This is a genomic window from Tsukamurella sp. M9C, from assembly GCF_020169415.1.
GTDB lineage: Bacteria > Actinomycetota > Actinomycetes > Mycobacteriales > Mycobacteriaceae > Tsukamurella.
Genome location: NZ_JAIULG010000052.1, coordinates 1 through 25,497, shown reverse-complemented (window position 1 = coordinate 25,497; position 25,497 = coordinate 1). Strand labels below are relative to the sequence as shown.

The following is a 25,497-nucleotide window of genomic DNA, read 5'->3' as shown; positions in this document are numbered from 1 at the left end:
GACTAGGGCGCCTAGATCATGTACCCGCCCCCGCACACCAGAGTCTGCGCGCTGACGTAGTCGGACTCCGGCCGGCACAGCAGGTACACGGCGCCGGCGGCCTCCTGGGGAGTGCCCGCGCGGCCGAGCGGGATCTGGGCCGCCATCGCGTCGAGCAGCTGGGGATTGACGCCCACCTTGATCTCGCGTCCCGCGACGTCGATGCTGCCGTCGCCGCCGGCCGGGGCCTCGGTCAGGCGCGTGGTGATGAGGCCGAAGGCGACGGTGTTGACGGTGACGTTGTACCGGCCCCACTCCTTGGCGATCGTCTTGGTCAGACCCGTCACGCCCGCCTTCGCCGCGGCGTAGTTGGCCTGCCCCGCGTTGCCGCCGAGCCCGGCGATCGAGGAGATGTTGACCACCTTGCGGCAGGGCACCTCACGGCCCTCCGCGCGGGCGGCCTTGACGAGGCCCGAGATCACCGGCTGGGCGGCGCGCAGGATCCGGAACGGGGCCTTGAGGTGCACGTCGAGGATCGCGTCCCACTGCTCGTCGGTCATCTTCTGCACGACCGAGTCCCACGTGTACCCGGCGTTGTTGACGATGATGTCGAGCCCGCCGAGCTCGTCGACGGCCGTGCCGACGAAGCGGTCGGCGAAGCCCTCCTCGGTGACACTGCCGGCGCAGGCCACGGCCCGGCCGCCCGCGGCCTCGATATCGGCGACGGTCTGCGCGGCCGGCGCCTCGTCGAGGTCGTTGACCACGACGGCGGCGCCGTCGGCGGCGAGCTTGAGGGCGATCTCGCGGCCGATGCCGCGGCCGGAACCGGTGACGACCGCGATCTTGCCGTTCAGTGCGGACATGGTTGTACTCCTTGGGGTGTGGGGTCAGAGCTCGACGACGGCGCTGCCCGTGAGGGTCGTGGTGCCGTCGGCAAGGGTGACCGTGAGGTCGAGGACGGCGGTGCCGGCGGCATCGTCGACCGCGACGACCGTGCCCCGGCAGACGGGATGGGCGTGCACGGGGGTGATGGCGACGAACCGCACTGCGAAGCTGCGGATGCGCTGCACGCCGACGTGACCCGTCAGCAGCCGACCGAGGTGGGCCATGCCGAGCATGCCATGGGCGAAGACGTCGTCGAGTCCGGCGGAGCGGGCGACGTCGAGGTCGATGTGCATGGGGTTGTGGTCGCCGCTCGCGCCCGCGAACAGGGCGAGGGTGGTGCGGGTGATCTCGCCGACGGCGAGCGGGGGCAGCTCCGTACCCACCTCGATGGTCGTGCTCATGCGGCGGCCTCCTGCGGGCGACGGACGACGATCGTCGAGGTGGCGGTGGCGACGGGCTCGCCGTCGCGGAGGAACTCGGACTGCTTGACCAGGAACTCGAGGGCGCCGCCGCTCTTGGCGTAGACGTCGACGATGTTCTCCCGCACGGTGATCCGGTCCCCCGCGCAGACGACGGAGTGGTAGTCGAAGCGCTGCTCGCCGTGCAGGATGTGCCGCAGGTCGATCCCGAGGGCGCCGAGGTAGCCGAAGGGATCCGGAGCCTCCAGCGCCAGGCCGAAGACGAAGGTCGGCGGCGCGGGCAGGTCGCGATGGCCCGCGGCCCGCGCCGCGTCGAGATCGGTGAACACGGGGTCGGTCTCGCCGATCGCCTGCGCGAAGAAGCGCAGCCGGCCGCGCTCGACGTCGACGGCGAACTCGGGCAGCGCCAGTGCCAGGGCGGCGTCGCGGTCGATCACCGGTCACCCCGCTCGTAGAGCGTCACCACGGCCGCGCCGCCGAGCCCGATGTTGTGCTGCAGGGCGAGGGAGGCACCGTCGACCTGGCGGGCGCCGGCCTCGCCGCGCAGCTGCCAGGACAGCTCCGCGCACTGGGCGAGGCCCGTCGCGCCGAGGGGATGCCCCTTGGACAGGAGGCCACCCGACGGGTTGGTGACCACCGCGCCGCCGTAGGTGTTGTCGCCGTCCTCGATGAACTTCTCCGCGGTGCCGTCCGGGGTGAGCCGCAGGGATTCGTAGGAGAGGATTTCGTTCGCCGTGAAACAGTCGTGCAGTTCCACGACCCGCACGTCTCCCGGGTCGACGCCCGCGGCCTCGTACACCTGATCAGCGGCGCGGCGGCTCATGTCCGCGCCCACGAGGTTCATCAGCGAGCCGTCGAACGTCGCGGCGCCGTCCGTGGTCATCACCTGCGCGGCGATCGCGACCGTCGTGCGCAGGCCGCGGGCGCGGGCGAACTCCTCGCTCACGATGATCGCGGCGGCGGCCCCGCAGGTGGGCGGGCAGCACTGCAGGCGCGTGAGCGGACCGAAGATCTGGGGAGAGGTCAGCACCTGCTCGACGGTGACCGGGTCCCGGAACACTGCGAACGGGTTGTTCGCGGCGTGGTTGCGGGCCTTGACCGCCACCTTGGCGAAGGTCTCCGGTGCGACGCCGTAGCGCTCGGCGTACTCGGCGCCCGCGCCGCCGAAGAGCTGGGCGGCGAACGGCGCTTCACTTGCACCGTTCCGCTCCTCCGCGATCGCCATGAAGTCGACGAACGGGCTCGGCCGGTCGGGCCACTTGATGGCGAGCGCGCCGCGCTCCATCTGCTCGAAGCCGAAGGCGAGCACGCAGTCCGCGGCGCCGGACGCGACGGCCTGGCGGGCGAGGAAGAGCGCGGACGAGCCGGTCGAGCAGTTGTTGTTCACGTTGACGACGGGGATCCCCGTCGTTCCGACCCGGTACAGCGCGCGCTGGCCGCTGGTCGAATCGCCGTAGACGTACCCGGCGTACGCCTGCTGCACGTCCGCGAGCTCGACGCCCGCGTCGGCGAGGGCGGCCCGGACCGCGGCGGGCGCCATCACGTCGTAGGGCTCGGCCGTGCGCGGGGTGGCGAAGGGGATCATCCCGACGCCGGCGACGTATGTCCGACTCATTTCTACCTCCGTACGATTGGATATTCACATTTATTGCACAGTCCGGCCCTGACATGCAATAGTCGATCTCGTTGTAGCCGACATCACACTGGTAGTCGTTCACTCTCCGGAGGATTGAAGTGCAGATCACCCAATCGCTGTCCCAGACCGCCCAGGCCGTGCCGCACCACGTCGTGACGGTGTACCGCGACCGCCGTCGCACGGCCGCCGAGGTCGCCGACCGCGTGGCCCGGCTCGCCGGCGCGTTCCGCGACCTCGGCGCGCGCGAGGGTGACCGGATCGGCATCCTGTCGCTCAACAGCGACCGCTACCACGAGTTCCTGCTCGCGACGCCCTGGGCGGGGTGCGTCGTCAACCCCGTCAACGTGCGCTGGAGCGCCGCCGAGATCGCCTACTCCCTCGCCGACTGCGAGACGAACGTCCTGGTCGTCGACGACGCCTTCGCGCCGCTGGTCCCGGAGCTCCGCGCGCTCGCGCCGAACGTGACCTCCGTGATCCACGCCGGCGAGGGCGCCGTCCCCGCCGGCATGCTCGGCTACGAGGAGCTGATCGCCTCCTCCGCGCCGATCGAGGACGCCCGGCGCGGCGGCGACGACCTGTACGGGATCTTCTACACCGGCGGCACCACCGGCACCCCGAAGGGCGTCATGCTCTCCCACCGCGCGTGCCTCACGTCGGCGATGGGCTCGCTGGTCACCACCGGCATGCTCAACCGCGGCGGCGTGCTCCTGCACGCCGCCCCCATGTTCCACCTCGCCGACCTCGCCGCGTGGACGATCGGGTGCCTGACCCGGGCCACGCACGTCATGGTCCCGTCGTTCACGCCGGCGGGCGTCGCCGCCGCGATCGAGGAGCACCGCGTCACGGACGCCCTGCTGGTGCCCACCATGATCCAGTTGCTCATCGACTCCCCCGAGGGCCGCGCGGCGGACCTGTCGAGCCTGACCCGGATCATGTACGGCGCCTCCCCGATCTCCGAGGCGGTGCTCGAGCGGACGCACGCCCTGGTCCCGGCTGCCCGGCTCACGCAGGCCTACGGCATGACCGAACTGGCGCCCGTCGCCACCCTCCTCACCGCCGAGGACCACGACGACCCCGCGCTACGGCGCAGCTGCGGGCGCCCCGCCGTGCACTCCGAGGTGCGGATCGTGGGTCCCGACGACGTCGAGCTGCCCCGCGGCGAGATCGGCGAGATCGTCGCCCGCGGCGACCACCTGATGACGGGCTACTGGAACAAGGAGGCCGAGACCGCGGAGGCGCTGCGCGGCGGATGGATGCACACCGGCGACGCGGGCTACATGAACGAGGACGGGTACGTCTTCGTGGCCGACCGGATCAAGGACATGGTGATCACCGGCGGCGAGAACGTCTACTCGGTGGAGGTGGAGAACGCGCTCGCCAAGCACCCCGCCGTCGCGCAGGTCGCCGTGATCGGCGTGCCCGACGAGGAGTGGGGCGAGCGGGTGCACGCCGTCGTCGTGCTCGCCGCCGGCACGTCCGTCACCGGCGACGAGCTCCGCGGTTTCGCCCGCGAGCACATCGCGAACTACAAGCTGCCGCGGTCCGTCGCCTTCGTGGAGGCGCTCCCCGTCTCCGGCGCGGGGAAGATCCTCAAGCGCGACCTGCGGCAGCAGGACTGGTCACGCGCCTGACGCACGGCCGGCGGCCGTCCCCGGACAGCACTGCGCCCCCGCCGTAAACGGCGGGGGCGCAGGACATGTCAGGAGATCAGCCCAGGCGCTGCTTGAGCGCGTCCAGCTCGTCCTTGAGGCCGGTGGGCAGCTTGTCGCCCACGAACTCGAACCACTCGTCGATGGACGGCAGCTCGCCGCGCCACTCGTCGACGTTCACGGCCAGCGCCTCGGCGACGTCCGCGACCGGGGTGTCCAGGCCGGTGAGGTCCAGCTCCTCCGGGGTGGCGACGATGCCGACCGGCGTCTCCTGGCCCGTGACGTTGCCCTCGATGCGGTCGACGATCCACTTGAGCACGCGGCTGTTCTCGCCGAATCCGGGCCACAGGAAGCGCTTGTCCTCGCCGCGGCGGAACCAGTTCACGTAGAACACGGCCGGCAGCTTGGACTCGTCGGCCTGCTTGCCGATGTTGAGCCAGTGATCGAAGTAGTCGCCCACGTTGTAGCCCAGGAAGGGCAGCATCGCCATCGGGTCGCGGCGGACCGTGCCCACCTTGCCCTCGGCGGCGGCGGTCTGCTCCGAGCCGACGGTCGCGCCCATGAAGACGCCGTGCTTCCAGTCGCGCGCCTGCGTGACCAGCGGCACCGTCGTCTTGCGGCGGCCGCCGAACAGGATGGCCGAGATCGGCACGCCCTGCGGGTCGTCCCACTCGGGGGCGATCGACGGGCACTGCGACATCGGGGTGGTGTAGCGCGAGTTCGGGTGCGCGGCCACGGTGACGACGCCGTCCTCGTTCTCGGCCGAGGAGCTCTCCCAGTCGTCGCCGCGCCAGTCGGTGAGGTGCTGCGGCGCGGCCGACATGCCCTCCCACCAGACGTCGCCGTCGTCGGTCTTGGCGACGTTGGTGAAGATGGTGTTGCCGGCGTCGATGGTCTTCATCGCGTTCGGGTTCGAGTCCATAGACGTGCCGGGGGCGACGCCGAAGAAGCCGAACTCGGGGTTCACCGCGTACAGGCGGCCGTCCTTGCCGAAGCGCATCCAGGCGATGTCGTCGCCGACGGTCTCGGCGCGCCAGCCCGGCAGGGTCGGCTGGATCATCGCGAGGTTGGTCTTACCGCAGGCCGACGGGAACGCCGCGGCGATGTAGTAGACCTTCTGCTCCGGCGAGATCAGCTTGAGGATCAGCATGTGCTCGGCGAGCCAGCCCTCGTCGTGCGCCATGGCCGAGGCGATGCGCAGCGCGTAGCACTTCTTGCCCAGCAGGGCGTTGCCGCCGTAGCCCGAGCCGTACGACCAGATCTCGCGGGTCTCCGGGAAATGGGTGATGTACTTGGTCTCGCTGCACGGCCACGCCACGTCGGCCTCGCCCGGCGCGAGCGGCTTGCCCACGGAGTGGATGGCCTTGACGAAGAAGCCCTCGTCGCCCAGCTTCTCCAGCACGGCCGAACCCATGCGGGTCATGATCTTCATCGAGACCACGACGTACGGGCTGTCGGAGAGCTCGACGCCCAGCTTCGGGTCGTCGGCGCCCAGCGGGCCCATGCAGAAGGGCACCACGTACATGGTGCGGCCCTGCATCGAGCCGCGGTAGAGGTCGGTCATCGTCGCGCGCATCTCGGCGGGACGGACCCAGTTGTTCGTCGGGCCGGCGCCCTCCTTGGTCTCCGAACAGATGTAGGTGCGCGACTCCACGCGCGCCACGTCCGCCGGGTCCGAGAGAGCCAGGAAGGAGTTGGGCTTCTTCGCGTCGTTGAGCTTGGTGAACGTGCCCGCTGCGACCATCTCCGAGGTCAGGCGATCCCACTCCTCGTCGGACCCGTCCGCCCACACCACGCGATCGGGCTGCGTGAGCTCGGCGACCTCGCGCACCCATGCGATGAGCTGCGCGTGCTTCGTGGGGACCGAATCCCCCTCGAGGCCGGGAATGGTGGCTGACGTCATGTGTGTCATCTCCGAAAGTCGTACCGAACCTTTGAACCAGTGTCACACATCGGGCAAGGTCACAGAACCGAGGGTGACGTGCAACATCTCACATCACACGTCGACCACTTCTCCTGCGCCCGGGAGGAAGCCGATGCGTACCAAGTAGTCGACGTAGACGTCGAGCCCGGCGTCCCCGACGGGGCCCCGGTCACCGTCGAGCCCGATGCGCCCGTCGGCGGCGCTCGTCGGGGTCCAGCCGCCGCCCTCGCCGACGGTCTCGCGCTCCAGACCGGCACGGATCAGCAGGATGGCGCGCGCGAGCGCCTCCGCCACCTCGGGCCGGTCCCGGAAGGCGGCGGTCTGCCGCTCCAGGAAGACGTGACCCGGCACCGCCTCGACGGGGTAGCCGCCGCGGCGCAGCGCCCCGACGATCTCGGCCCAGCTCACCCGGGAACCGCTGCCCACCTCGAGCGTCCGCAGCGGCTCGGCGTCGGCGCGCAGGACGTCGACCATCGCCTCGGCCGCCCGGTCGACGGGGGTCATCTCGATCGTCTGGTCCAGCAGCTCCGACGGTGCCGCCCCCACCGTCGCGATCGACCGGACGAGGTTCCAGAAGGCGTCGTCGGTGTTGGTGGCGCCCGACTCCAGGGACCCGGTCAGCAGGCCGGGCCGCAGGATCGTCGACCGCACGCCGCTCGCCGCCGCGAGCTCCACGACCCGCTCGGCCACCCACTTGGAGTGCGTGTACCCGGCGTCGGGGATCTCCTCGAAGGCGCCCGCCGCCGAGATGGTGGAGACGAACTGGAAGACCGTCCCCGGCCGGCGCGAGGCCAGCTCCAGCAGGAACCGCGTCGAGTCCACGTTGGCCGCCCGCAGTCGCGCGTACGGCTCGACGTGGTTGACCCGCGCGCCGCAGTGGATGATCGCGTTGACCTGCTCGATCACGCGGTCCCAGACGGCGGCCTCGATCCCCAGGGCGGGTAGCGCGAGGTCGCCGGGGAGCGCGGTGATGCGGTCCTCGTAGCCGTCCGACCAGGAGCCGTAGCCCCGCATGGTCGTGCGGATGCGCTCGAGCCCCGACGCCTCGTCGCGGGCGCGGACCAGGGCCTGCACGCGGGCCGTCGGATCGGCCTCGAGCACGGCGCGGATCAGGTGCCCGCCCAGCAGGCCGGTCGCGCCGGTGACCAGGACCTCGTGGCCGGTGGGCGTCACGTCGGGCGCCGACGGCGCGAACCGCACGTCGTCGACGGGGACCTCCACCGCCCGGGGCCGGCCGGCCTCGGACAGCGACGCCAGCACCGACGCCGGGGTGGCGCTCTCGAAGAGCCCCGCGATCGGCACCCGCACCCCGAAGTCGACGTCCACGCGGTCCACCAGCCGCATCAGCGACAGCGAATCGCCGCCGAGCTCGAAGAAGGAGTCGTCGAGCCCCACGTCCTCGGCGTCGAGGACCGACTCGAACAGCGCGACCATGGCCCGCTCCTCGTCGGTCTCCGGCGCGCGGTACCCGGCGGCCGCGGCGAACACCGGCTCCGGCAGCGCCGCGCGGTCGAGCTTGCCGCTCGGGGTGAGCGGCAGGGCGTCGAGCACCACGACGAACGGGACCATCGCGGCGGGCAGCCGCCGCGCGACGACGGCTGTCACCTCGTCCGGCGCGAGGCCGGGCGCGACGACGTAGCCGACGAGCCGGCCGCCGCGGGCGCCGTCGCGCACGAGGGCGACCGCGGCGCTCACGCCGGGGACCGCGGCCAGCGCCGCCTCGACCTCGCCCAGCTCGACCCGCACGCCGCGGATCTTCACCTGGTCGTCGGCGCGGCCCACGTACTCCAGGGCACCGTCGGGCAGCCACCGCACCAGGTCGCCCGTCCGGTACATGCGCGCCCCGGACCCGCCGTACGGGTCGGCGACGAACCGCGACGCCGTGAGGCCCGGGCGGCCCACGTAGCCGCGGGCGACCGCGGCACCGGCGACGTACAGCTCGCCCACGACGCCCGGCGCGACGCGCCGGAGGGCACCGTCGAGCACCCGGACCGCCATGCCGCGGACGGGCCGGCCGATGGGCACCGGGCCGGCGCCCCCGGGGCGGATGCGCGCGAAGGAGACGGCGATCGTCGCCTCGGTGGGGCCGTAGGCGTTGACCAGCCGGCGGCCGCGGCCCCAGCGGTCGACGAGCGCGCGCGGCACCGCCTCGGCCGCGACCACCAGCGACGTGAGGCCCCGCATCCGCCCGGCGGGCACCGACGCCAGCACGGACGGGGTGAGCACCGCGTTGGTGACCCGGTGCTTCTCGACGAAGTCGGCGAGCTCGCGGCCCGCGCGCACCGTCGCCGAGACGACGAGCGTGCCGCCCGTGCCGAGGGCGCACAGCAGCTCCCACACCGCCGCGTCGAAGCCGACGGAGGCGTTGTGCAGCATCCGCGTCCCCGGGCCCAGGTCCAGCTCGTCGAAGGTCCGCACCAGGTCGGCGAGGCCGGCGTGGGTGACCGCGACGCCCTTGGGCGTGCCCGTCGAGCCCGAGGTGAAGATGACGTACGCGGCGTCCTGCGCGGTCAGCGGCGACCGCCGGTCGGCGTCCGTGACGGGCTCGTCCCCGGCGTCGCCCGGGCCGGCGTCGAGCAGCGCACCGTCGACCTCGAGGACCGGGTGCGCGTCACCGAACATGGCCTCGATGCGCTCGCGCGGCGTCGCGGCGTCGATGGGCAGGAAGGCGGCGCCCGCCTTCGCGACGCCGAGCACCACGGCGACGAAGCCGATCGAGCGCGGCGCGGTCACCGCGACCACGTCGCCCGGGCCGACGCCCTTCGCGAGGAAGCGCCGCGCCCACCGGTTCGACAACGCGTCGAGCTCGGCGTAGCTGAGCGGGGCTCCGTCGCCGGCGACCGCGCGGGAGCGGGGGCGGGCCGCGGCGCGTCGGGCGAAGAGCTCCGGGAGCGTGCGGGCCGGGACGCCGCCGATGGCGCCGCCCCAGCGGCGCACGAGCAGCCGTTCGGTCTCGCCGGTGCCGTCGACGTCGGCGAGGCGGGCGTCGGGCCGGGTGACCGCGGCGGTCAGCACGCGGCGCCACCGGTCGATCAGGTCCTCGACCCAGCCGCGGTCCAGCGCGTCGGTGCGGAAACCCGCGCGGACGTGCATGGTCCGCCCCGGGACCACCGCGACGGAGAGCGGGTAGTGGGTGGCCTCGTCGCCGTGCACGTCGACGACCTCGACGTCGGTGCCGGGGATCGTCGCGCCCGCCGTCGACGGGTAGTTCTCCACCACGAACAGCGAGTCGAAGAGCTCGTCCCGGCCGGTGGCGCGGGCGATCTCGGTGAGGCCGAGGTGCTGGTGGTCGAGCAGGCGCACGTACTGCTCCTGCACGCCGAGGACGACCTCGCGGACCGTCGCGCGCGGATCGAGGGGGACCCGCACCGGGGAGGTGGTGATGAGAAGGCCCACCAGGTCCTCGACGCCGTCGAGCTGCGCGGGGCGGCCCGACTGCACGGACCCGAAGACCACGTCGCCCCGGCCGGTCGCGCCGCCCAGCGCGATCGCCCACGTCGCCTGCAGCACCGCGCCGGGCGTGGTGCCGAGCGTGCCCGCGAGGCGGGTGACGGCCGCGTTGAGGTTGTCGGGGACGATCGCACGCACCTCGTCGTGTCCCTCGCCCGACGGTCCGCCGTCGGCCCCGGACCGCAGCGGGCGGTCGCGCGCGACGAGCGTCGGCTCGTCGAGGCCGTCCAGCTCCGCCGCCCAGACGGCGCGCGCGGCCGCCCGGTCGCGCCCCTGCAGCCAGGTGAAGTAGTCGCGCAGGCCCGCCCGCGGCCCGCCGAGGGCGTCGGGATCGATGCCCGCGTACCCCGCCAGGAGATCGCGGAAGATCACCGGCGCCGACCAGCCGTCCCACAGGATGTGGTGGTTCGTCACCACCAGCCGCACGTCGCGCTCGCCCACCCGGACCAGCAGGAACCGCATGCCGGGTTCGCGGTCGAGGCGGAAGCCGCGGCGCCGCTCGGCGGCGGCGAGCTCGACGAACCGGGCGTCCGGGTCGTCTTCCGCGCGCACGTCCTCGTGGCGGAAGGGCACCGGCCCGGGCGCCGCGATGACCTGGACGGGGGCGTCCAGCCCGTCGGCGACGAACCGGGCGCGCAGCGCCTCGCGGCGGGCCAGCAGCGCGCGCACCGATTCGGCGAAGCGGTCCGCGTCGAGGACGCCCTCGAAGTCGATCACCGTCTGCACGACGTACGGATCGGCGGCGTCGCCCGCCGCGTCGCCGAGCTCGGCGTGGTAGCGGAATCCCTGTTGCAGCAGCGTCAGCGGCAGCACGTCCTCCAGGCCCGGGTACCGCTCGTCGAGGCGCTCGACCTGCTCGCCCGTGAGCGCGACCAGCGGGAAGTCCGACGGGGTGTGCCCGCCGCCGCTGCCCGCCGCGGCCACCACGTCACGCAGCGCGTCGAACCACAGGGCGCCGAGCCGGCGGACCGCATCCTCGTCGATCAGCGCCGGTGCCCACGTCCAGGCCGCGACCAGCTCGGGCCCGTCCGCGCCGTCGCGGGCGACGGCGTTCACCTCGACGGCGTGCATCAGCGCGAGCGCGTCGGGCGCCGGGGAGAGGTCGGGGAAGCGGCGGTCGGGCGCCCACGCCTGATCGCCCGCGCCGGTCGTGCGGCCCAGGTAGTTGAAGCCGATCTCCGGCTGCGGCAGCGCGGCGAGCTCCGCCGCCGTGCCGTGGCCGTGCTGATCCGGCCCGCTCGCTCCGCTCCCGGCGCCGCCGTACCGCGCGAGGCCGTAGCCGAGGCCGCCGCCGGGCACGGCCCGCAGCTGCTCCTTGATGCGCTTGACCGCCGTGGCGGGGCCGTCCGTGCCCGGCCGCAGCCGCACGGGGTGGACGTTCGTGAACCACCCGACGGTGCGCGAGAGGTCCAGCCCGGGCGCCAGGGACTCGTCGCGGCCGTGGGTCTCCACCTCGACGAGCGCGGAGTCGGCGTCGCGGCCGCGCTCGCCCGCCCACGCGGTGACCGCGGTCGCGAAGGCCGCGAGCAGCACGTCCTGCACGCCCGCGTGGAAGGACTCCGGCACCGCACCGAGCAGCGGCCCGGCGATCTCGGCGGGCAGCGTCAGCTCCGCGCGGCCGGCCGCGCCGTGGGTGTCGCGGGCGGGGTCGAGGGCGCCGTCGACCAGCGAGGGCGCACCGTCGAGCACCGACCGCCAGTGCTCGACGTCCTCCGGCCGCACCTGCGCGGCACGGTCCGCGAGCACCGTCGACCAGCGGCGGAAGGAGCTGCCCACCGGGGCCGTCACCACGGGCCGGCCCGTCGAGGCGGCGTGCCAGCCCGTCGCGAGGTCGGTGAGCAGGATGCGCCACGAGACCCCGTCGACCACGAAGTGGTGGGCCGCGACCAGCAGCGCGCCCTCCCGCTCCGGGCCCAGGTCGAACCACACGACCCGCAGCAGCGACGGTGCGCCGGGCCGCAGCAGGGACGTCACGCGGCGGTGCTCGGCGGCGATCATAGCGCCGACCTCGTCGATCGACAGACCGGTGGCGTCGACGCGGTCCACGACGTCGGCCGCGGCGACGGCACCGACGGGCCGCACCACGAGCGACGAGCCGCCCCCGGGCGCCGTGCCGATCTCCGCGCGGAGGGCGTCGTGCCGGTCGAGGATCGCCTGCGTCAGGGCGTGCAGCGTCTCCGTGCCCACGCCCGACGGGGTGCGGACCAGCACCGACTGGTGGAAGCCCTCGGGGGTGCCGCCGTGCGCGGCGAACCAGGACAGGACCGGCGTGGGCGCGATCTCGCCGACGCCGTCGTCGGGCACCGCGTCGGCGGGGTCGGCCCGGCGGGCCACCGCCGCGAGGCCCGCGACGGTGCGCTGCGCGAAGACGTCGTGCGCGGTGATGGTGAGGCCCGCGGCGCGGGCGCGGCCGACCAGCTGGATCGACGTGATGGAGTCGCCGCCCAGCTCGAAGAAGGAGTCGTCGACCCCGACCTGCTCGCGGCCGAGCACCTCGGCGAAGACCCCGGCGAGGATCTCCTCGGCGGAGGTGACGGGCGCCCGGTACGGGGCGTCGTCGCCGGCGTCGGGCACGGGCAGCGCCGCGCGGTCGACCTTGCCGTTCGCGGTGAGCGGCAGCGCGTCGAGCGCGAGCACCCGGGCGGGCACCATGTGCGCGGGCAGCCGCCGGGCGGCGTGCGCCCGGACGTCCGCCTCGGACGCCGTGCCGGTGACGTACCCGACGAGGCGCCGGGCGGCACCGTCGCCCTGCACGACGACGGCCGCGCCGCCGACGCCGGGGCACGCCGCGAGCGCCGCCTCGACCTCGCCGGGCTCGATCCGGAAGCCGCGGAGCTTCACCTGGTCGTCGGCGCGGCCCACGTACTCCAGCTCGCCACCGGGCAGCCAGCGCACCAGATCGCCGGTGCGGTAGACGCGCGCGCCGTCGGCGCCGAGGGGGTCGGCGACGAAGCGCGACGCGGTGAGCGCAGGCAGGCCCGCGTAGCCGCGGGCCACGCCGGGCCCGCCGACGTACAGCTCGCCCACGACGCCCGGCGGCACGCGCCGCAACCCGGCGTCGAGGACGTAGGCGCGGGAGCCGCCGATGGGCTTGCCGATGGAGACGGCGCCCTCCCCCGGGGTCAGCGGCCCGACGGTCGCGGCGACGGTGAGCTCGGTGGGGCCGTACGCGTTGATCAGCCGCCGGCCCGGCGCCCAGGTCTCGACGAGTGCGCGGGTGACGGCCTCGGCGCCGACGGTGAGCGAGGCGAGGCCGGGCATCCGGCCCGGCGTGATCGACGCCAGCACCGAGGGGGTGATGAGCGCGTGCGTGACGCCGTGCTCCTCCACGAAGTCGGCGAGCTCGTCGCCCACGCGGGTCTCGCCGGAGATCCGCAGCGTGCCGCCGGTGGCGAGGGCGCTGAGCAGGTCCCAGAAGGAGATGTCGAAGCCGACGGAGAAGTTCGACAGCACCTGCGCACCCGCGCCCGCGCCGGTCCCGGCGGCGATCGCGGCGGCCAGGCCCGCGGCGCCGGCGTGCGGCACGACCACGCCCTTGGGGGTGCCGGTGGTGCCGGAGGTGTAGACGACGTACGCGGCGTCCTCGGGCCGCAGCGGCCCGCCGCGCTCGGCGTCGGTGAGCCGGGCATCGTCGAAGCCCTGCAGGTCGGGGGCGGTGTCCGCGCCGATCACGAGGCGGGGCGCCGCGTCCTGCAGCACGAAGGCGATGCGCTCGGCGGGGTACGCGGGGTCGATCGGCAGGTAGGCGGCGCCGGCGCGCAGCACGGCCAGCTCCGCCACGATCAGGCGCGCCGAGCGCGGCACGGTCAGCGCGACCACGTCGCCCGGCCCGACGCCCTCGCCGCGCAGGTAGCGCGCCCAGCGGTTCGCCTCGCGGTCGAGCTCGGCGTAGGTCAACGACTCGTCGTCGTCGGCGAGGGCGAGCGCATCGGGCGTCGCCGCGATCCACTCGTCGATCAGGCCGGGGACGGTCGCGGTGCGCTCGGGGCCCGACGGTGCGCCCCACGCCGCGAGGGTCGCGGGCTCGGCGTCCAGCAGCACGTCGAGGGCGGCCACCCGCGTCCGCGGGTCCGCGGCGACCTGCTCGAGCAGCCGCCGCCAGCGGGCGACGAGAGCCTCGACGGTGGCGCGGTCGAAGACGTCGGTGCGGTACTCGACGCCGCCGGTGAGGCCGTCGGCGGACTCGGTGACGCTGAACAGCAGGTCGGCGCGGGAGGTCCCGGCGGCCATCGGCGTCGCCTCGGCGCCGAGCACGTCGCGCAGGTCGCCCCAGCCGGGATCCTCGTTCCAGCCGAGGATCACCTGGAAGATCGGGTGCCGGTCGGCGGAGCCGCGCGGCTGCATCGCCACCATCTCACCGAAGGGGACGTCCTGGTTCGCGTAGGCGTCGAGCACCGTCGACCGGGTGCGCCGCAGGTAGTCGCCGAACTCCGCCGACCAGTCGACGGTGGTGCGCAGCGGCAGCAGGTTGACGAACATGCCGACCACGTCGTCGCACGACGCGGGGCGGCCGGACGCGGCGGTGCCGATCACCACGTCGTCGCCGGCGCCGAGCTTGGACAGCAGCGCCGCGAGGGCGGCGTAGTGGACCATGAACAGGCTCGCGCCGTGCGCGCGCGCGAGCTTCCGCAGGGGCTCGGCGAGCTCCGCGGGCCACGCGAAATCGACGGTGCCGCCGTCGAATTCGTTGTCGACGGGGTACGGGCGATCCACGGGCAGCACGGTCTCGGCCGGCGCACCGTCGAGCGTGCGGCGCCAGAAGTCGCGCTGCGCGACGACGGGACCGTCGGGGTCTCGCAGCCGCTCGAGCTGCCAGGCCGCGAAGTCCGCGTACTGCACGGCCAGGGCGCCGAGGTCCGGCGCGACGCCGGAGCGGCGGGCGGCGTAGGCGGCGACGAGGTCGCGCAGCAGCGGTCCCACGGAGGCGCCGTCGCCGGCGGTGTGGTGCAGCACGAGGACCATGCGGGGCGGCTCGTCCGGGTCGGGATCCTCGAGCAGCCAGCCGCGGAAGGGCGGCTCGGCGGCGAGGTCGAAGGCGTACGCCGCGCACTCCCGGGCGACGGCGTCGCGTTCCTCGGCGGGGACGGTGCGCCGCTCCAGCAGGCGGTCGTCGTCGATGGGGACGGCGAGGTCCTGCACCACGTCGTCGCCGCGCAGCCGGAGAACGGTGCGCAGCGCCCGGTGCCCCACCACCACGTCGCGCACGGCGCGGGCCATCGCGGCGGCGTCGATCGGCTCGTCGAAGTCCAGGACCAGCGGCATGTTGTAGACCGGCGAGGGTCCGCCCAGCTGGAAGTCGCGGAACAGCCCCGCCTGCGCGTGCGAGGCGGGGGCCTCCGTCACGTCGCCCAGGGACGGGATCGACGGGCCGGCCGGGCGGGAGGTCGACGGTGCCGTCTCGTCCACGATGGCGTGCGCGAGGCCGCTCAGGGGTCGGACCGTCGGGGCGGCGACGGGCGGCGCGGTCGCGATCAGCGCGGCGATGCCGCGGGGCGTGGGGTTGTCGAAGACCTCCACCACGGGGACCTGCACACCCCTCAGCTCGGCGATCCGGTCGGTGACCCGGACCGCGACCAGCGAGGTGCCGCCCAGGTCGAACAGCGAGTCGTCCGGGCCCACCTCGGGCACGCCGAGGATGCCGCCGAGCATCTCGGCGACGAGCGCGACGTCGTCCCCACCGGTCGCCGCGGCGGCAGGGGTCGCGGGCGCCTCTGGCGCGACGTCCTCGGGCACGGCCTCGAGCAACGGCCCGAGGAGCGCGTCGGGGTCGGCGACGAGCGCCGCGATGGCGCCGCGCCACTCGGCCGCGAGCGCCGCGACCTGCGGGGCGTCGAAGACCCCGGCCCGGCCGCGGACGTCGAGGGTGAGCCCACCGTCCACGACGAGGGCGACGAGGGCGAGGTGCCGGACGGGCCCGGCGTTGACCACCTCGGTGCCGCCGGGCACGCCCGCGAAGTCCTCGGGCACCGGCTGCAGGTAGTTGACGACCACGCCGGTCGAGCCGTGCTCGCCGTCGAGCGGGCGGCCGCGCTGGTGCAGGAAGGCCTGGCGGATCGCGGCGTCGACGGCCCGCAGGCACGCGCGCACGGTGCCCTCCCGGGGCAGGTCGACGCGCACCGCGATGGTGGTCCCGGCGGCACCATCGGTGTCGAGGCCGGTCTCGTCGATGCGTCCCGAGACGGGCAGGTCCACCCGCACGCGCTCGGCGCCGGTGCGTCGCGCGGCGACGAGCGCGGCGGCCACGACGGCGACGGTGAAGTTCCGCACGCCCACGGCGCGGGCCTCGGCGTCGAGGCTGCGGACCAGGTCCGCGGGGACGGACAGCAGGGGCGCGCGGACCTGGCCGCTCGCCCCGCCCGACGGTGCGCCGCCCGGCAGGACGGCGGGCCCCGGGAGGCCGGCGCCGCGCCAGTAGGCGGCGTCCTCCCCGCGGTCCTGGGAGGAGAGGTAGCCGGACTCGGCGGCGAGCAGCGCCCTTAGCGGCCGGATGGGGTCCGCGTCGAGCGAGCGGCCCTCGACGAGGGCCGTGTACGCGGCGGCGATCGCGGCGCGGACGCGGGCGGCGGTGTAGCCGTCGGCGACGGCGAGATCGCATTCGAGGAGCAGCCGCACCCGGCGCTCGGAGGTGCGGACGAGCGCCAGGCGGACGCGGGGCTCCCGCGGAGGCGAGGCCAGACGGTCCGCGGCGAACCGCCGGGCCGCCTCCTCGGGGTCGGCCTCGCGCCGGAGGTCGACCTCCTCCACGACAACGGTGGTACCGGCACCGACGTGCTGGGTGTGCGCCTTCTCGTCGATCCGCGTCACGAGGGGCTCGGCGGCGGTCGCCACGTAGGCGGCGGCGCGGCGCAGCACGGCGTCATCGATGTCCCCGTCGAGGACGACGTACTCGCTGATCATCCACACCGGGCCCGCGCCGTCGGCGCGGCGGGCGGCGAGGATGTACTCCTGCGCCCGAGTCAGCGCCACACCGGCGCGCGCGGCGCGCCTCGTCTTGAACCGGTTCGCCATGGTTCCCCCTCAATCAGGTTTGCGATCGCAACCTTATCGAACGGTGTCAAGCAATGTCGCCGCTATCCATCAGTCGCCAGCGACCGGCGGCGAACCGCCACGTCTCGAAGGTGCCGTTCTCGCGCACCCGGTGGTAGACGTCGGCCACCCCGTCGGCGTCGAGGTCCGTGAAGACGGCCGTGCCGTCGGCGTCCGTGAGAGTGCCCGTGTCGACCATGCCGTCACCGTCGGTGTCGAGGGCGTGCACGTCGTACCAGCCGCCGTCGGCGTGAACCCAGAGCCCGCCGGGCGCGGGCTCGGCGGCGGGAACGGCCCCGTCGAACAGGCCGGAGCCGAAGGCGTCGGAGTCCGGCGATCCGAACAGCCCGAATTCAGGGTCCATATTCATTGGACGCACCGGCCTCCCGATCGGTTCCCGGTCCGCGGGCGAGCCGCAGCGCGGCGTCGGCCTCCGCGGCCACGAGCGCCGCGGCCAGCTCCACCTCCACCCGCTGCCGGAACCCGGCCGCGGCGGCGTCGGCCCAGTTCCGCCGGTCCGCCCGCGCGGTCGAGCGGCGCCGCACCCGCAGCAGCCAGACCGCCGCGCCGAGCCCCACGGCGAGGCTGATCGGCAGGGCGAGCCAGCGCAGGGCACCGAGTGCCTCGAGCGGCGCGGCGACGGCCCGGCCGATACCGAGCCCGGCGGAGGCGCCCAGGATCAGCACCGCCAGGTCCTCGGGCCGGCGACGGTGCGCGGGCACCTCCGGCGGGTCGGGCCGGGGCAGCACGGGCACGGCGGGTTCCGGCGGGTCGGGCCAGCCCGCGAAGGTGCCGCGGTAGGCGGCACAGAGCTGCGCGTGCAGCGAGCGTTCCAGCGCGACCGCGACCGCGGTGAGCCGGGGCCGCACGTCGGGCCCCGGCTCGTCCTCCTGGCGCCGGAAGCCCTCGGCGGAGTCCGCGAGCAACGCGGCCCGGATCCGCGCGACGGTGGAGCGCAGGTACGCGGAGCGGTCGGCCCGTTCCAGCGCCGGGCTCGGCGGCGCGCCACGTGCCCCGCCCGGCGCCTCCGGGCCGGTGCCGTGCGTGTCCGGGGCCGACGGGACCGACGGGGGCCGCAGCGGCGGCGGGTCGGCGAGCGCGGCGCGGAGCGCGGCGAAGCCGCCGCCCGAGTCGGGCTGGACGCTCACCACGTCGCCGCCGAGGCGCCGCCCGGACTCCGCCAGGGTGTCCGCCGCGTGCGGGTAGACGTCGGCGCCGGTGGCGGCGAGCACCGTCGCGAGGCCGGCGCGGAGCCGGCCGAGCGCGACGGCGTCGACCGCGTCGGCGGGGACGCAGGCGTCGAGCACGTAGACGAGGGCGTCGTGGTCGCCGCGGTGCTCGCCGAGCGGCACCGGCACCCCGTCGGCGCCGATCGCCGCGGCGTCCCCGCCCAGGCGGTCCGCGACGGCCGCCGCGCCGGCCGGGTCCTGCCCGGCCACGAGCACGGTCACGACGCCCGCCCCAGCCTGTCCAGCAGCAGCTGCTCGGCCTCGTCGCGGCGCGCGCAGTCCGTGGCGGCGACGGCGCGCAGCGCACCGTCGAACTCGGCTTCCCGGCGCTCCTCGTACCCCTGCAGGGCCGCCGCGAGCGGCGGGAGCAGCGCGTCCACGCCGCTCAGCTCGCGCAGGCTGGCCAGCAGCGTCTCGTCGGGCATCGACGGGGTCTCGCGCAGCGCGCCGAGCGCGCACGCCAGCCCGTAGCCGCCGAACCGGCGCAGCAACGGGGCGTCCTCGCCCAGCGCCTCCGCGGCCGCGAGCGCCGACTCGGGCAGCGCAAGGGGTGATTCCGCGAGGCGGCGGATCGCGGGCAGGTCGGCCGCGTCGACGCCGTCGAGCAGCGCCATGACCGCGACGACCGGGCGGCCGAGAACCTCGCCGAGGCGCACGGCGTACTCGTCGGCGGCGCGCCAGGAGCCCGCGGCGTCGGCCTTGGTCCACGCGATCACCGGCGGGCCCGCGGGATCGGCGTCCAGCGCCGCGATCGCCGCGCGGTCGGTGGCGCGCAGTCCCCCGGCGAAGCAGTAGAGCAGCGCGTCGGCGCCGCCGTCGTCCTCGGCCGTCTCGACCGCGCGCGAGCGCAGGGCCGCGCCCAGCACCGTCGTCCCGACCCCGGCGCGGCCGAGCAGCCGCACCCGTGGCGCGCCGCGGCGCACGGACAGATCCCCCATGAGAGCCCCCGCTCCCGATCGGCGCCCCCGCGCCGATCGCCTACCGGGAGGGTACGAGCGCCTCGTCGTCGACGGTGGGCGATTGCTCCGATTCGTGCCGGCCGCCGGCCACGAAGCTCGCGAGCACGGCGCCGATCAGGCAGATCACCGCGGTCACGCCGAAGACCTCGCCGAACATCCGGCCGTAGGCCTCCTGCGTCTGCCGGGCGACCGCCATGGCCGTCTTCATGAAGTCGCCCGTCGGGGCGATCCGCGGCATCGAGTCCATGATCGCGTTCAGGCGGTAGAAGCCGAAAGTGGTCAGCGCGGCCACGCCGATCAACATGCCGCTCATCCGGGCCACGACGAGCAGCGCCGAGGCGATGCCGGCCTGCGAGAGCGACACCGCGCGCAGCGCCGCCGACGAGAGCGGGCCGATCACCACGCCGAGCCCGAAGCCGGCGATCGCCAGCGAGGTGTCCAGCGCCGGGAGGAAGCCCAGGTAGTGGGCCGAGAGCACGTCGGTGGGCCACTGCGCGATGAGCACGTAGCCGCCCGCCGCGACGACGAGCCCGACGACCGACACGATCCGGTCGCCGAAGCGCGTGGCCAGGAAGCCGCCGAGGATCGCGCCGACGGGCAGCGCGAGCAGGAACCGGACCAGCGTGAGCACCGCGGCCACACCGTCGCGCTGCAGCACCAGCCGTGCGTAGATCTCGACGTCGACCAGCGTCACCATGAGCGCCGCGCCGGCGCACACCGAGGCGGCACAGGCGGCGAGGAAGGGACGCACCCGCATGCCCGCGGTGTCGATGAGCTTGGTGCGGGCGAACCGCTCCCAGACGGCGAAGAGGACGAAGGCGACGGCGGCGGCGAGGAGCAGCCACGCCCCGTTCGGCGGCAGAATGTTCTCCCCGTCGGGCTCCGGGTTGTAGAGGCCGATCACCGACAGCCCCAGGGCGACGGCCAGGAGCAGCCCACCGACCACGTCCACCTTCTGCTTCGACACCGCGCGTTTCGGGACGGTCAGCTGCAGCAGCACCATCGCGACGAGCGCGAGCGGCACGTTGATCCAGAAGACGACGCGCCAGGCGTCGTCGCGGGGCACCGAGGAGAAGTGGTTGTGCACCAGCGTCACCACGCCCACGCCCACGACGGGGCCGAGCACGCTGCCCAGCTCCTGAGCCGCGCCGACCCAGCCGAGCACGGCGGCCCGTCGGCGCGCGGACCAGAGGTCGGCGGCGAGGGCGAGGGTCACCGGCAGCAGCGCGCCGCTCGCGACGCCCTGGACGACGCGGCCCACGAGCACCTGGTCGAGGGCCGTGACATCGACATCGATCCCGGTCATCGGGAGGTGGAAAGCGATCGTCATCGTGCCCGCGAGCGCCGTCAGCACCGATCCGACGATGAACAGCGCGAGGCTGGCCTGCAGCACGAGGCGGCGGCCGAACCGGTCGGACAGGCGGCCCAGCAGCGGCATCGCCGCGATGTAGCCGAGCAGGTACCAGGTGATGATCGGGGTGGCGAGCTGGATCCGGTTGATGGGGATCTCGACGCTGCGCATGATGTCCTCGAGGACCGAGACCACCACGTAGGTGTCGAGCGCGCCGAGCAGGACCGCGAGTCCCGCGGCGCCCATCGCGACACCGCGGCCGCGCGCGGGCCCCGGAGCCTGCGGCGCCGCGGTGATCGTCACTTCGCGGTCTTCGGGTCGAGCAGGGTGACCTTCTTGCCCCAGTCCGTCAGCGTCACCGTCAGGGTGCCGGCGTCGAAGCCGACGTTCGCGCGGACCAGGTTGTTCGGCGCGGCCTCCTGCACCCAGAAGGTGAGCGGGCGGTCGCCGAGCGCGGCCTTGGGGACGATGCCGGCCAGCGCGCTGCCCGGGATGATCCCGGAGACGCGGACGGCCTCGACGCCGCCGATCTGCTCGCGGCCCTCGACCTTCGGGTCGCGGACGGAGGAGATGAGGTTGGCGATGCCCTTGTCCGGGTCGAGGATGGCGGAGGCGTCGTAGATGTCGGCCGCGAGGCCCATGTCCTGGTAGGTCTGCCCCGCGCTGAACTGCGCCCACAGGTGCGCGTCGACCACCACGAACTTGGCCTTGACCTGGGTGCCGTTGAACGTAACCTCGGCGTCGCCCTGGCCGGAGACCTTCGGCTGATTGGTGAGGTAGGCGGAGACGCTCTTGACGGGCAGGTTGGGCACGGTGCCGTCGACGGAGAGGTCCAGCTGCACGTCGTGCAGGTCCCGCGCGGCCTTCGACGAGGCGTCGATCAGGGTCTTCGCGTCGGGCAGCGGCGCGTCGTTCACCTTCTGTCCTTCGCTCTTCGAACAGGCGGCCAGGAGGCCGAAGACGGCGAGCAGGGCCACCACCGTGGAGGCGAGGCGGAGCGCCGTGTGGCGAGAGTTACGCACGATCATGCGGCCAATGCTAAGTCACAAGCGAGAAGCTGGGACGATGGAGAGCGTGCCCCAGTCCCAGGATCCCCGTGCCGAGCACCGTCGGCTGTACCCCCGCGTGACCAGTTTCCGCTCCCGTCGCGCCGCCCTCACCCCCGCCCAGCAGCTGGCGATGGACACGGGGTGGGAGACCCTCGGCCGGGACATACCCCCTGCCCGGCCCGTCGCGGTGGACCCGGTCGCAGCCCCGGGCTCCGGCCCGGCGTCATCCCATGCCTCGCCCCCGGACGACGGTGCGCCCGACGGCACGCCCGGGGGCGCGCGCGAGAGCTTCCCGGCGCCGGCGCATCCGCTGGACGCGGAGGCCTGGTTCGGACGGTCCGCCCCGCTCATCGTGGAGATCGGCTCCGGCACCGGCACGTCGACCTGGGCGATGGCGCAGGCCGAGCCGGAGAACGACGTCGTGGCCGTGGAGGTCTACCTGCCCGGCATCGCCCAGCTCGTGGGGGCGGTGCAGCGCGCGGAGCTGACGAACGTGCGGGTCGTACGGGGCGACGGGGTCGCGATGCTGGAGGACATGATCGCTCCGGGCACGCTCACCGGAGTCCGCGTCTACTTCCCGGACCCGTGGCCGAAGGCCCGTCACCACAAGCGCCGGCTGCTCCAGCCGCGCATGTTCTCGCTGATCGCGGACCGTCTGCGGGTCGGAGGGATTCTGCACGTGGCTACTGATCATGCAGACTATGCAGAGGCGATTGCGGAGACCGCACCCTCGGAGCCGCTGCTGCGGCCCGTGGTGCTGCCGCCGCGGCTCGCCGACGCCGGGCTGCCGATCTCCGTCGACCGCCCGGTGACCAAGTTCCAGGACAAGGCCGCGCAGGTGGGCCGCGAGATCCACGAGTTCGTATGGGAGCGCGTGGAGGAAGGAGAGGTGCGGTGACTCCGCTCGACGCACCCACCGACCCGCAGCCCGACGTGGCCGCGCGCGTCCTGCTCGTCTGGGACGCGCCCAACCTCGACATGGGGCTCGGCTCGATCCTCGGCGGCCGCCCGACGGCCGCGCACCGCCCGCGTTTCGACGCGCTGGGCCGCTGGCTCCTCGAGTACACGGCCGGCCTGGAATCGGACACGGACACCCGGCTCGAGCCCGAGGCCACCGTCTTCACCAACATCGCGCCCGGCACCGCCGACGTGGTCCGCCCCTGGGTCGAGGCCCTGCGCAACGTGGGCTACGCGGTGTTCGCCAAGCCCAAGGTCGACGACGACAGCGACGTGGACGAGGACATGCTCGACCACATCGACGTCCGGCGGTACTCGCCGGGCCTCGGCGGGCTCGTCGTCGCCTCCGCGGACGGCCAGGCCTTCCGCGAGCCGCTGGAGGAGATCTCCGCAAGCGGCGTACCGGTAACCGTCCTCGGGTTCCGCGAGCACGCCGCCTGGGCGCTGGCGTCCCCTACTCTGGAGTTCGTCGATCTCGAGGACATCGCCGGGGTGTTCCGCGAGCCGCTGCCACGGGTGAGCCTCGATTCGCTGCCCGACGAGGGTGCGTGGCTGCAGCCGTTCCGTCCCCTGTCCTCGCTACTTTCGAGCCGGGCCTAGCCCTAGAACCGGTTCACCGGAAAGGAATTTTCGCTTGTTCGCAGCTATAGGACGCTTCACGTACGCGTTCCGATACACGATCATCGCGGTCCTCTTCGTGTCCATCGCCGCGACCGGCGTCTGGGGCTTCCTCGGGCTCGGCGCCAAGACCAAGATGAACGGCCTCTACGACGAGGCCAGCGACTCGGTCGCGTCCGCCGTCGTCACCGACAAGGCCAACGGCCGCGAGATGCAGCCCGACATCCTGGTGCTGATCAAGCCGGCGGAGGGCAAGAAGATCTCCGACGAGGACGTCGAGAAGGCCGTCGAGAAGACGCGCCAGGACGTCCTGGCGAAGTTCGCGACCGGTGAGGACGCGAAGCTGAACCCGCTCAACGAGAAGGACCCGCAGGAGAGCTCCCTCAGCTACACGATGTTCGCGCCGGGCGCGCCCCAGGCGAACGACGGGTTGTACAAGAAGTTCACCCGCACGGACGCCGACGGCGGCACCTGGGGCTTCTTCACGCTGCCGATGAAGTCGGCGGACGATACGCAGCGCGGCAAGGACTGGGTGTCGATCCAGCCGGCGCTGATGGAGATCCTGCGGTCGGAGGCGAACAAGCCGGTCTTCGAAGCTCAGGTGGCCGGCCTCGTCCCCGTGACCTCGGAGGTCACCGAGGGCGTGCAGAAGGACCAGAAGAAGGCCGAGATCATCGCGCTGCCGCTGGTCGCGATCGTGCTGTTCTTCGTCTACGGCGGCATCGTCGCCGCGGTGCTGCCGATGATCATCGGCGTCATGACGATCGGCGCCGCCATGGCGGTCGCCTCGGTGATGGCCGATTTCACGGACGTCAACCTCTTCGTCGGGCCGATCATCTCGCTGATCGGCCTGGGCATCGCCCACGACTACGGCCTGTTCATGGTGTCCCGGTTCAGAGAGGAACTGGACGAGGGGTACGACACACCAACGGCGGTCAGACGCACGGTCATGACCGCCGGCAGAACGATCATCATGTCGTCGCTGCTCATCGTCGCCGCGCTGGCCTGTCTCTACATCTCCCCGCTGGGCCTGCTCACGTCGATGGCCACGGGCGCGCTGCTGGGCGTGTTCATCGCCGCGATCCTGTCGCTGACCCTGCTCCCCGCGATGCTCGCGGTGCTCGGCCCGCGGGTCTTCGCGCTCAGCTTCCACTGGTTCCTCACCATCTTCGACAAGTGGAACCTGCCGCTCATCGGCGGCGTCATCCACTGGGCCGCCGAGAAGACGGGCCGGGCGAAGACCAAGGCCAACATCGAGGCCGGCATGTGGGGCAAGGTGACCGACGCGGTCATGAAGCGCCCGAAGACCGCGATCGTCGGCGTCGTGACGCTGCTGCTCGCGATCTGCATCCCGATCGTCGGCCTGCAGTTCGGCGGCATCTCGCAGACCTATCTGCCGCCGACCAACGAGACCCGCCAGGCGCAGGACCAGTTCCAGGAGCTGTTCCCGGACAACACCGGGCAGCCGGTCAAGATCGTCTTCACCAATGCCAGCGACGAGCAGATCAAGCAGGTGCTCGACGAGGCGAACAAGATCCCCGGCTTCACGCACTCGAACCCCGCGGACCCGAACTCCGCGCGGTTCAGCGCGGCGACCGACGCCGTCTCCACCGCCAAGGGCACGACGGACAAGCTCGAGGTCCGCGGCCAGGAGGTCACGGTGCGGGTGTCCAACGGCAGCATGCAGGATCCGAACGACACCAAGGCCGTCGGCGAGGCGGTGACCGCGCTGCGCGGCATCCAGATGGACGGTGCAGACCCGGGCAAGGGCGTCGGCTTCCTGGTCGGCGGTATGCCGGTGCTGCAGTACGACTCCATCGATTCGATGCTGAGCCTGCTGCCCATGCTCCTGCTGCTGCTGGTCGTGGTCACCACGCTGATGATGTTCCTGGCCTTCGGCTCGCTGACGCTGCCGATCAAGGCCGTGCTCATGTCGCTCCTGTCGCTGGGCTCCACCCTCGGCTTCCTCACCTGGATGTTCGTCGACGGCCACGGTGGCGACCTGTTCAACTTCACCGGCGGCCCGATGATGGCGCCCGTCCTGGTGCTGGTGATCGCGGTGGTCTTCGGCCTCAGTACGGACTACGAGGTCTTCGTGATCTCCCGCATGATCGAGGAACGCGCGGGCGGCGCGACCACGAACCAGGCGATCCGCGCCGGTACGGCCAACACCGGCCGGATCATCACCGCGGCGGCCGTGCTGCTCGCGTGCGTCGCGGCGGCGTTCGCGACCTCCGACCTGGTGATGCTGAAGTACGTCTCCTTCGGCCTGATGTTCGCGCTGCTCATCGACGCGACCGTCGTCCGCATGGTGCTCGTGCCCGCCGTGATGAAGCTGCTCGGCGACGACTCCTGGTGGGCGCCGC

The 25,497-nt window shown here is 73.5% G+C and carries 15 protein-coding genes; 4 read left to right on the top strand and 11 right to left on the bottom strand.

Features of this window, described 5'->3' with window-relative positions; all coding sequences use genetic code 11:
* Positions 1–11: 11 nt before the first annotated feature.
* The 4 genes from LB823_RS19795 to LB823_RS19780 are packed head-to-tail and all read right to left on the bottom strand — an operon-like array spanning position 12 to position 2,898.
* Entirely contained in the window at positions 12–842 is an 831-nt protein-coding gene (locus LB823_RS19795) for an SDR family NAD(P)-dependent oxidoreductase (RefSeq protein ID WP_224650516.1), read from the bottom strand.
* Between the two features lie 24 nt (positions 843–866).
* Positions 867–1,265: a MaoC/PaaZ C-terminal domain-containing protein gene (locus LB823_RS19790; RefSeq protein WP_224650514.1), complete on the bottom strand. Its 399-nt coding sequence runs from the start codon at positions 1,263–1,265 to the stop codon at positions 867–869.
* The gene (locus LB823_RS19785) at positions 1,262–1,720 is read right to left on the bottom strand and encodes a MaoC family dehydratase N-terminal domain-containing protein (RefSeq protein WP_224650502.1); all 459 of its coding nucleotides are present in this window, start codon (positions 1,718–1,720) and stop codon (positions 1,262–1,264) included. The genes LB823_RS19790 and LB823_RS19785 overlap by 4 nt, the downstream gene beginning before the upstream one ends.
* On the bottom strand, positions 1,717–2,898 hold the full coding sequence (locus LB823_RS19780; RefSeq protein ID WP_224650500.1) for a lipid-transfer protein: 1,182 nt from the start codon (positions 2,896–2,898) through the stop codon (positions 1,717–1,719). Before LB823_RS19780 ends, LB823_RS19785 begins: the two co-directional genes overlap by 4 nt.
* A 119-nt stretch (positions 2,899–3,017) precedes the next feature.
* On the opposite strand from LB823_RS19780, the gene LB823_RS19775 reads away from it, so the two are divergent.
* Positions 3,018–4,550 carry a long-chain-fatty-acid--CoA ligase gene (locus tag LB823_RS19775; RefSeq protein WP_224650497.1) on the top strand — a complete coding sequence of 511 codons (1,533 nt, stop codon included), beginning with the start codon at positions 3,018–3,020 and terminating at the stop codon, positions 4,548–4,550.
* A gap of 76 nt (positions 4,551–4,626) precedes the next feature.
* Here the strand turns inward: LB823_RS19775 and LB823_RS19770 are convergent, their stop codons facing one another.
* From LB823_RS19770 to LB823_RS19740, 7 genes are all read right to left on the bottom strand, one after another.
* Positions 4,627–6,471: a phosphoenolpyruvate carboxykinase (GTP) gene (locus LB823_RS19770; protein WP_224650494.1), complete on the bottom strand. Its 1,845-nt coding sequence runs from the start codon at positions 6,469–6,471 to the stop codon at positions 4,627–4,629.
* Positions 6,472–6,564: 93 nt separating this feature from the next.
* Positions 6,565–16,950, bottom strand: a complete 10,386-nt coding sequence (locus LB823_RS19765; protein WP_224650492.1) for a non-ribosomal peptide synthetase — start codon at positions 16,948–16,950, stop codon at positions 6,565–6,567.
* Between the two features lie 46 nt (positions 16,951–16,996).
* On the bottom strand, positions 16,997–17,332 hold the full coding sequence (locus tag LB823_RS19760; protein ID WP_224650490.1) for a DUF6802 family protein: 336 nt from the start codon (positions 17,330–17,332) through the stop codon (positions 16,997–16,999).
* A complete protein-coding gene (locus LB823_RS19755; RefSeq protein WP_224650487.1) occupies positions 17,322–18,419 on the bottom strand; it encodes a hypothetical protein in 1,098 nt (365 codons plus the stop codon). Before LB823_RS19755 ends, LB823_RS19760 begins: the two co-directional genes overlap by 11 nt.
* Entirely contained in the window at positions 18,416–19,135 is a 720-nt protein-coding gene (locus LB823_RS19750) for a hypothetical protein (RefSeq protein WP_224650485.1), read from the bottom strand. Before LB823_RS19750 ends, LB823_RS19755 begins: the two co-directional genes overlap by 4 nt.
* 40 nt (positions 19,136–19,175) lie before the next feature.
* Complete coding sequence (locus LB823_RS19745) at positions 19,176–20,753, bottom strand: MFS transporter (protein WP_224650536.1); 1,578 nt, start codon at positions 20,751–20,753, stop codon at positions 19,176–19,178.
* 53 nt (positions 20,754–20,806) lie between these two features.
* Positions 20,807–21,535, bottom strand: coding sequence for an LppX_LprAFG lipoprotein (locus tag LB823_RS19740; RefSeq protein ID WP_224650483.1), 729 nt, complete (start codon positions 21,533–21,535; stop codon positions 20,807–20,809).
* 37 nt (positions 21,536–21,572) lie between these two features.
* Between LB823_RS19740 and trmB the strand changes: the two genes are divergently transcribed.
* From trmB to LB823_RS19725, 3 genes are all read left to right on the top strand, one after another.
* The gene (gene trmB / locus LB823_RS19735) at positions 21,573–22,454 is read left to right on the top strand and encodes a tRNA (guanosine(46)-N7)-methyltransferase TrmB (RefSeq protein ID WP_224650458.1); all 882 of its coding nucleotides are present in this window, start codon (positions 21,573–21,575) and stop codon (positions 22,452–22,454) included.
* Positions 22,451–23,113, top strand: a complete 663-nt coding sequence (locus LB823_RS19730) for an NYN domain-containing protein (RefSeq protein ID WP_224650456.1) — start codon at positions 22,451–22,453, stop codon at positions 23,111–23,113. The genes trmB and LB823_RS19730 overlap by 4 nt, the downstream gene beginning before the upstream one ends.
* Before the next feature lie 97 nt (positions 23,114–23,210).
* Positions 23,211–25,497 (top strand): MMPL family transporter (locus tag LB823_RS19725; RefSeq protein ID WP_224650453.1); only part of this gene is annotated, 2,287 nt, incomplete at its 3' end.

Bases quoted from the DNA above. Each gene is read 5' to 3' on its own strand.
- LB823_RS19795 (WP_224650516.1), bottom strand. From the start codon at position 842: ATGTCCGCACTGAACGGCAAGATCGCGGTCGTCACCGGTTCCGGCCGC.
- LB823_RS19790 (WP_224650514.1), bottom strand. From the start codon at position 1,265: ATGAGCACGACCATCGAGGTGGGTACGGAGCTGCCCCCGCTCGCCGTC.
- LB823_RS19780 (WP_224650500.1), bottom strand. From the start codon at position 2,898: ATGAGTCGGACATACGTCGCCGGCGTCGGGATGATCCCCTTCGCCACC.
- LB823_RS19770 (WP_224650494.1), bottom strand. From the start codon at position 6,471: ATGACGTCAGCCACCATTCCCGGCCTCGAGGGGGATTCGGTCCCCACG.
- LB823_RS19765 (WP_224650492.1), bottom strand. From the start codon at position 16,950: ATGGCGAACCGGTTCAAGACGAGGCGCGCCGCGCGCGCCGGTGTGGCG.
- LB823_RS19760 (WP_224650490.1), bottom strand. From the start codon at position 17,332: ATGGACCCTGAATTCGGGCTGTTCGGATCGCCGGACTCCGACGCCTTC.
- LB823_RS19750 (WP_224650485.1), bottom strand. From the start codon at position 19,135: ATGGGGGATCTGTCCGTGCGCCGCGGCGCGCCACGGGTGCGGCTGCTC.
- LB823_RS19745 (WP_224650536.1), bottom strand. From the start codon at position 20,753: ATGGGCGCCGCGGGACTCGCGGTCCTGCTCGGCGCGCTCGACACCTAC.
- LB823_RS19740 (WP_224650483.1), bottom strand. From the start codon at position 21,535: ATGATCGTGCGTAACTCTCGCCACACGGCGCTCCGCCTCGCCTCCACG.
- trmB (WP_224650458.1), top strand. From the start codon at position 21,573: ATGGAGAGCGTGCCCCAGTCCCAGGATCCCCGTGCCGAGCACCGTCGG.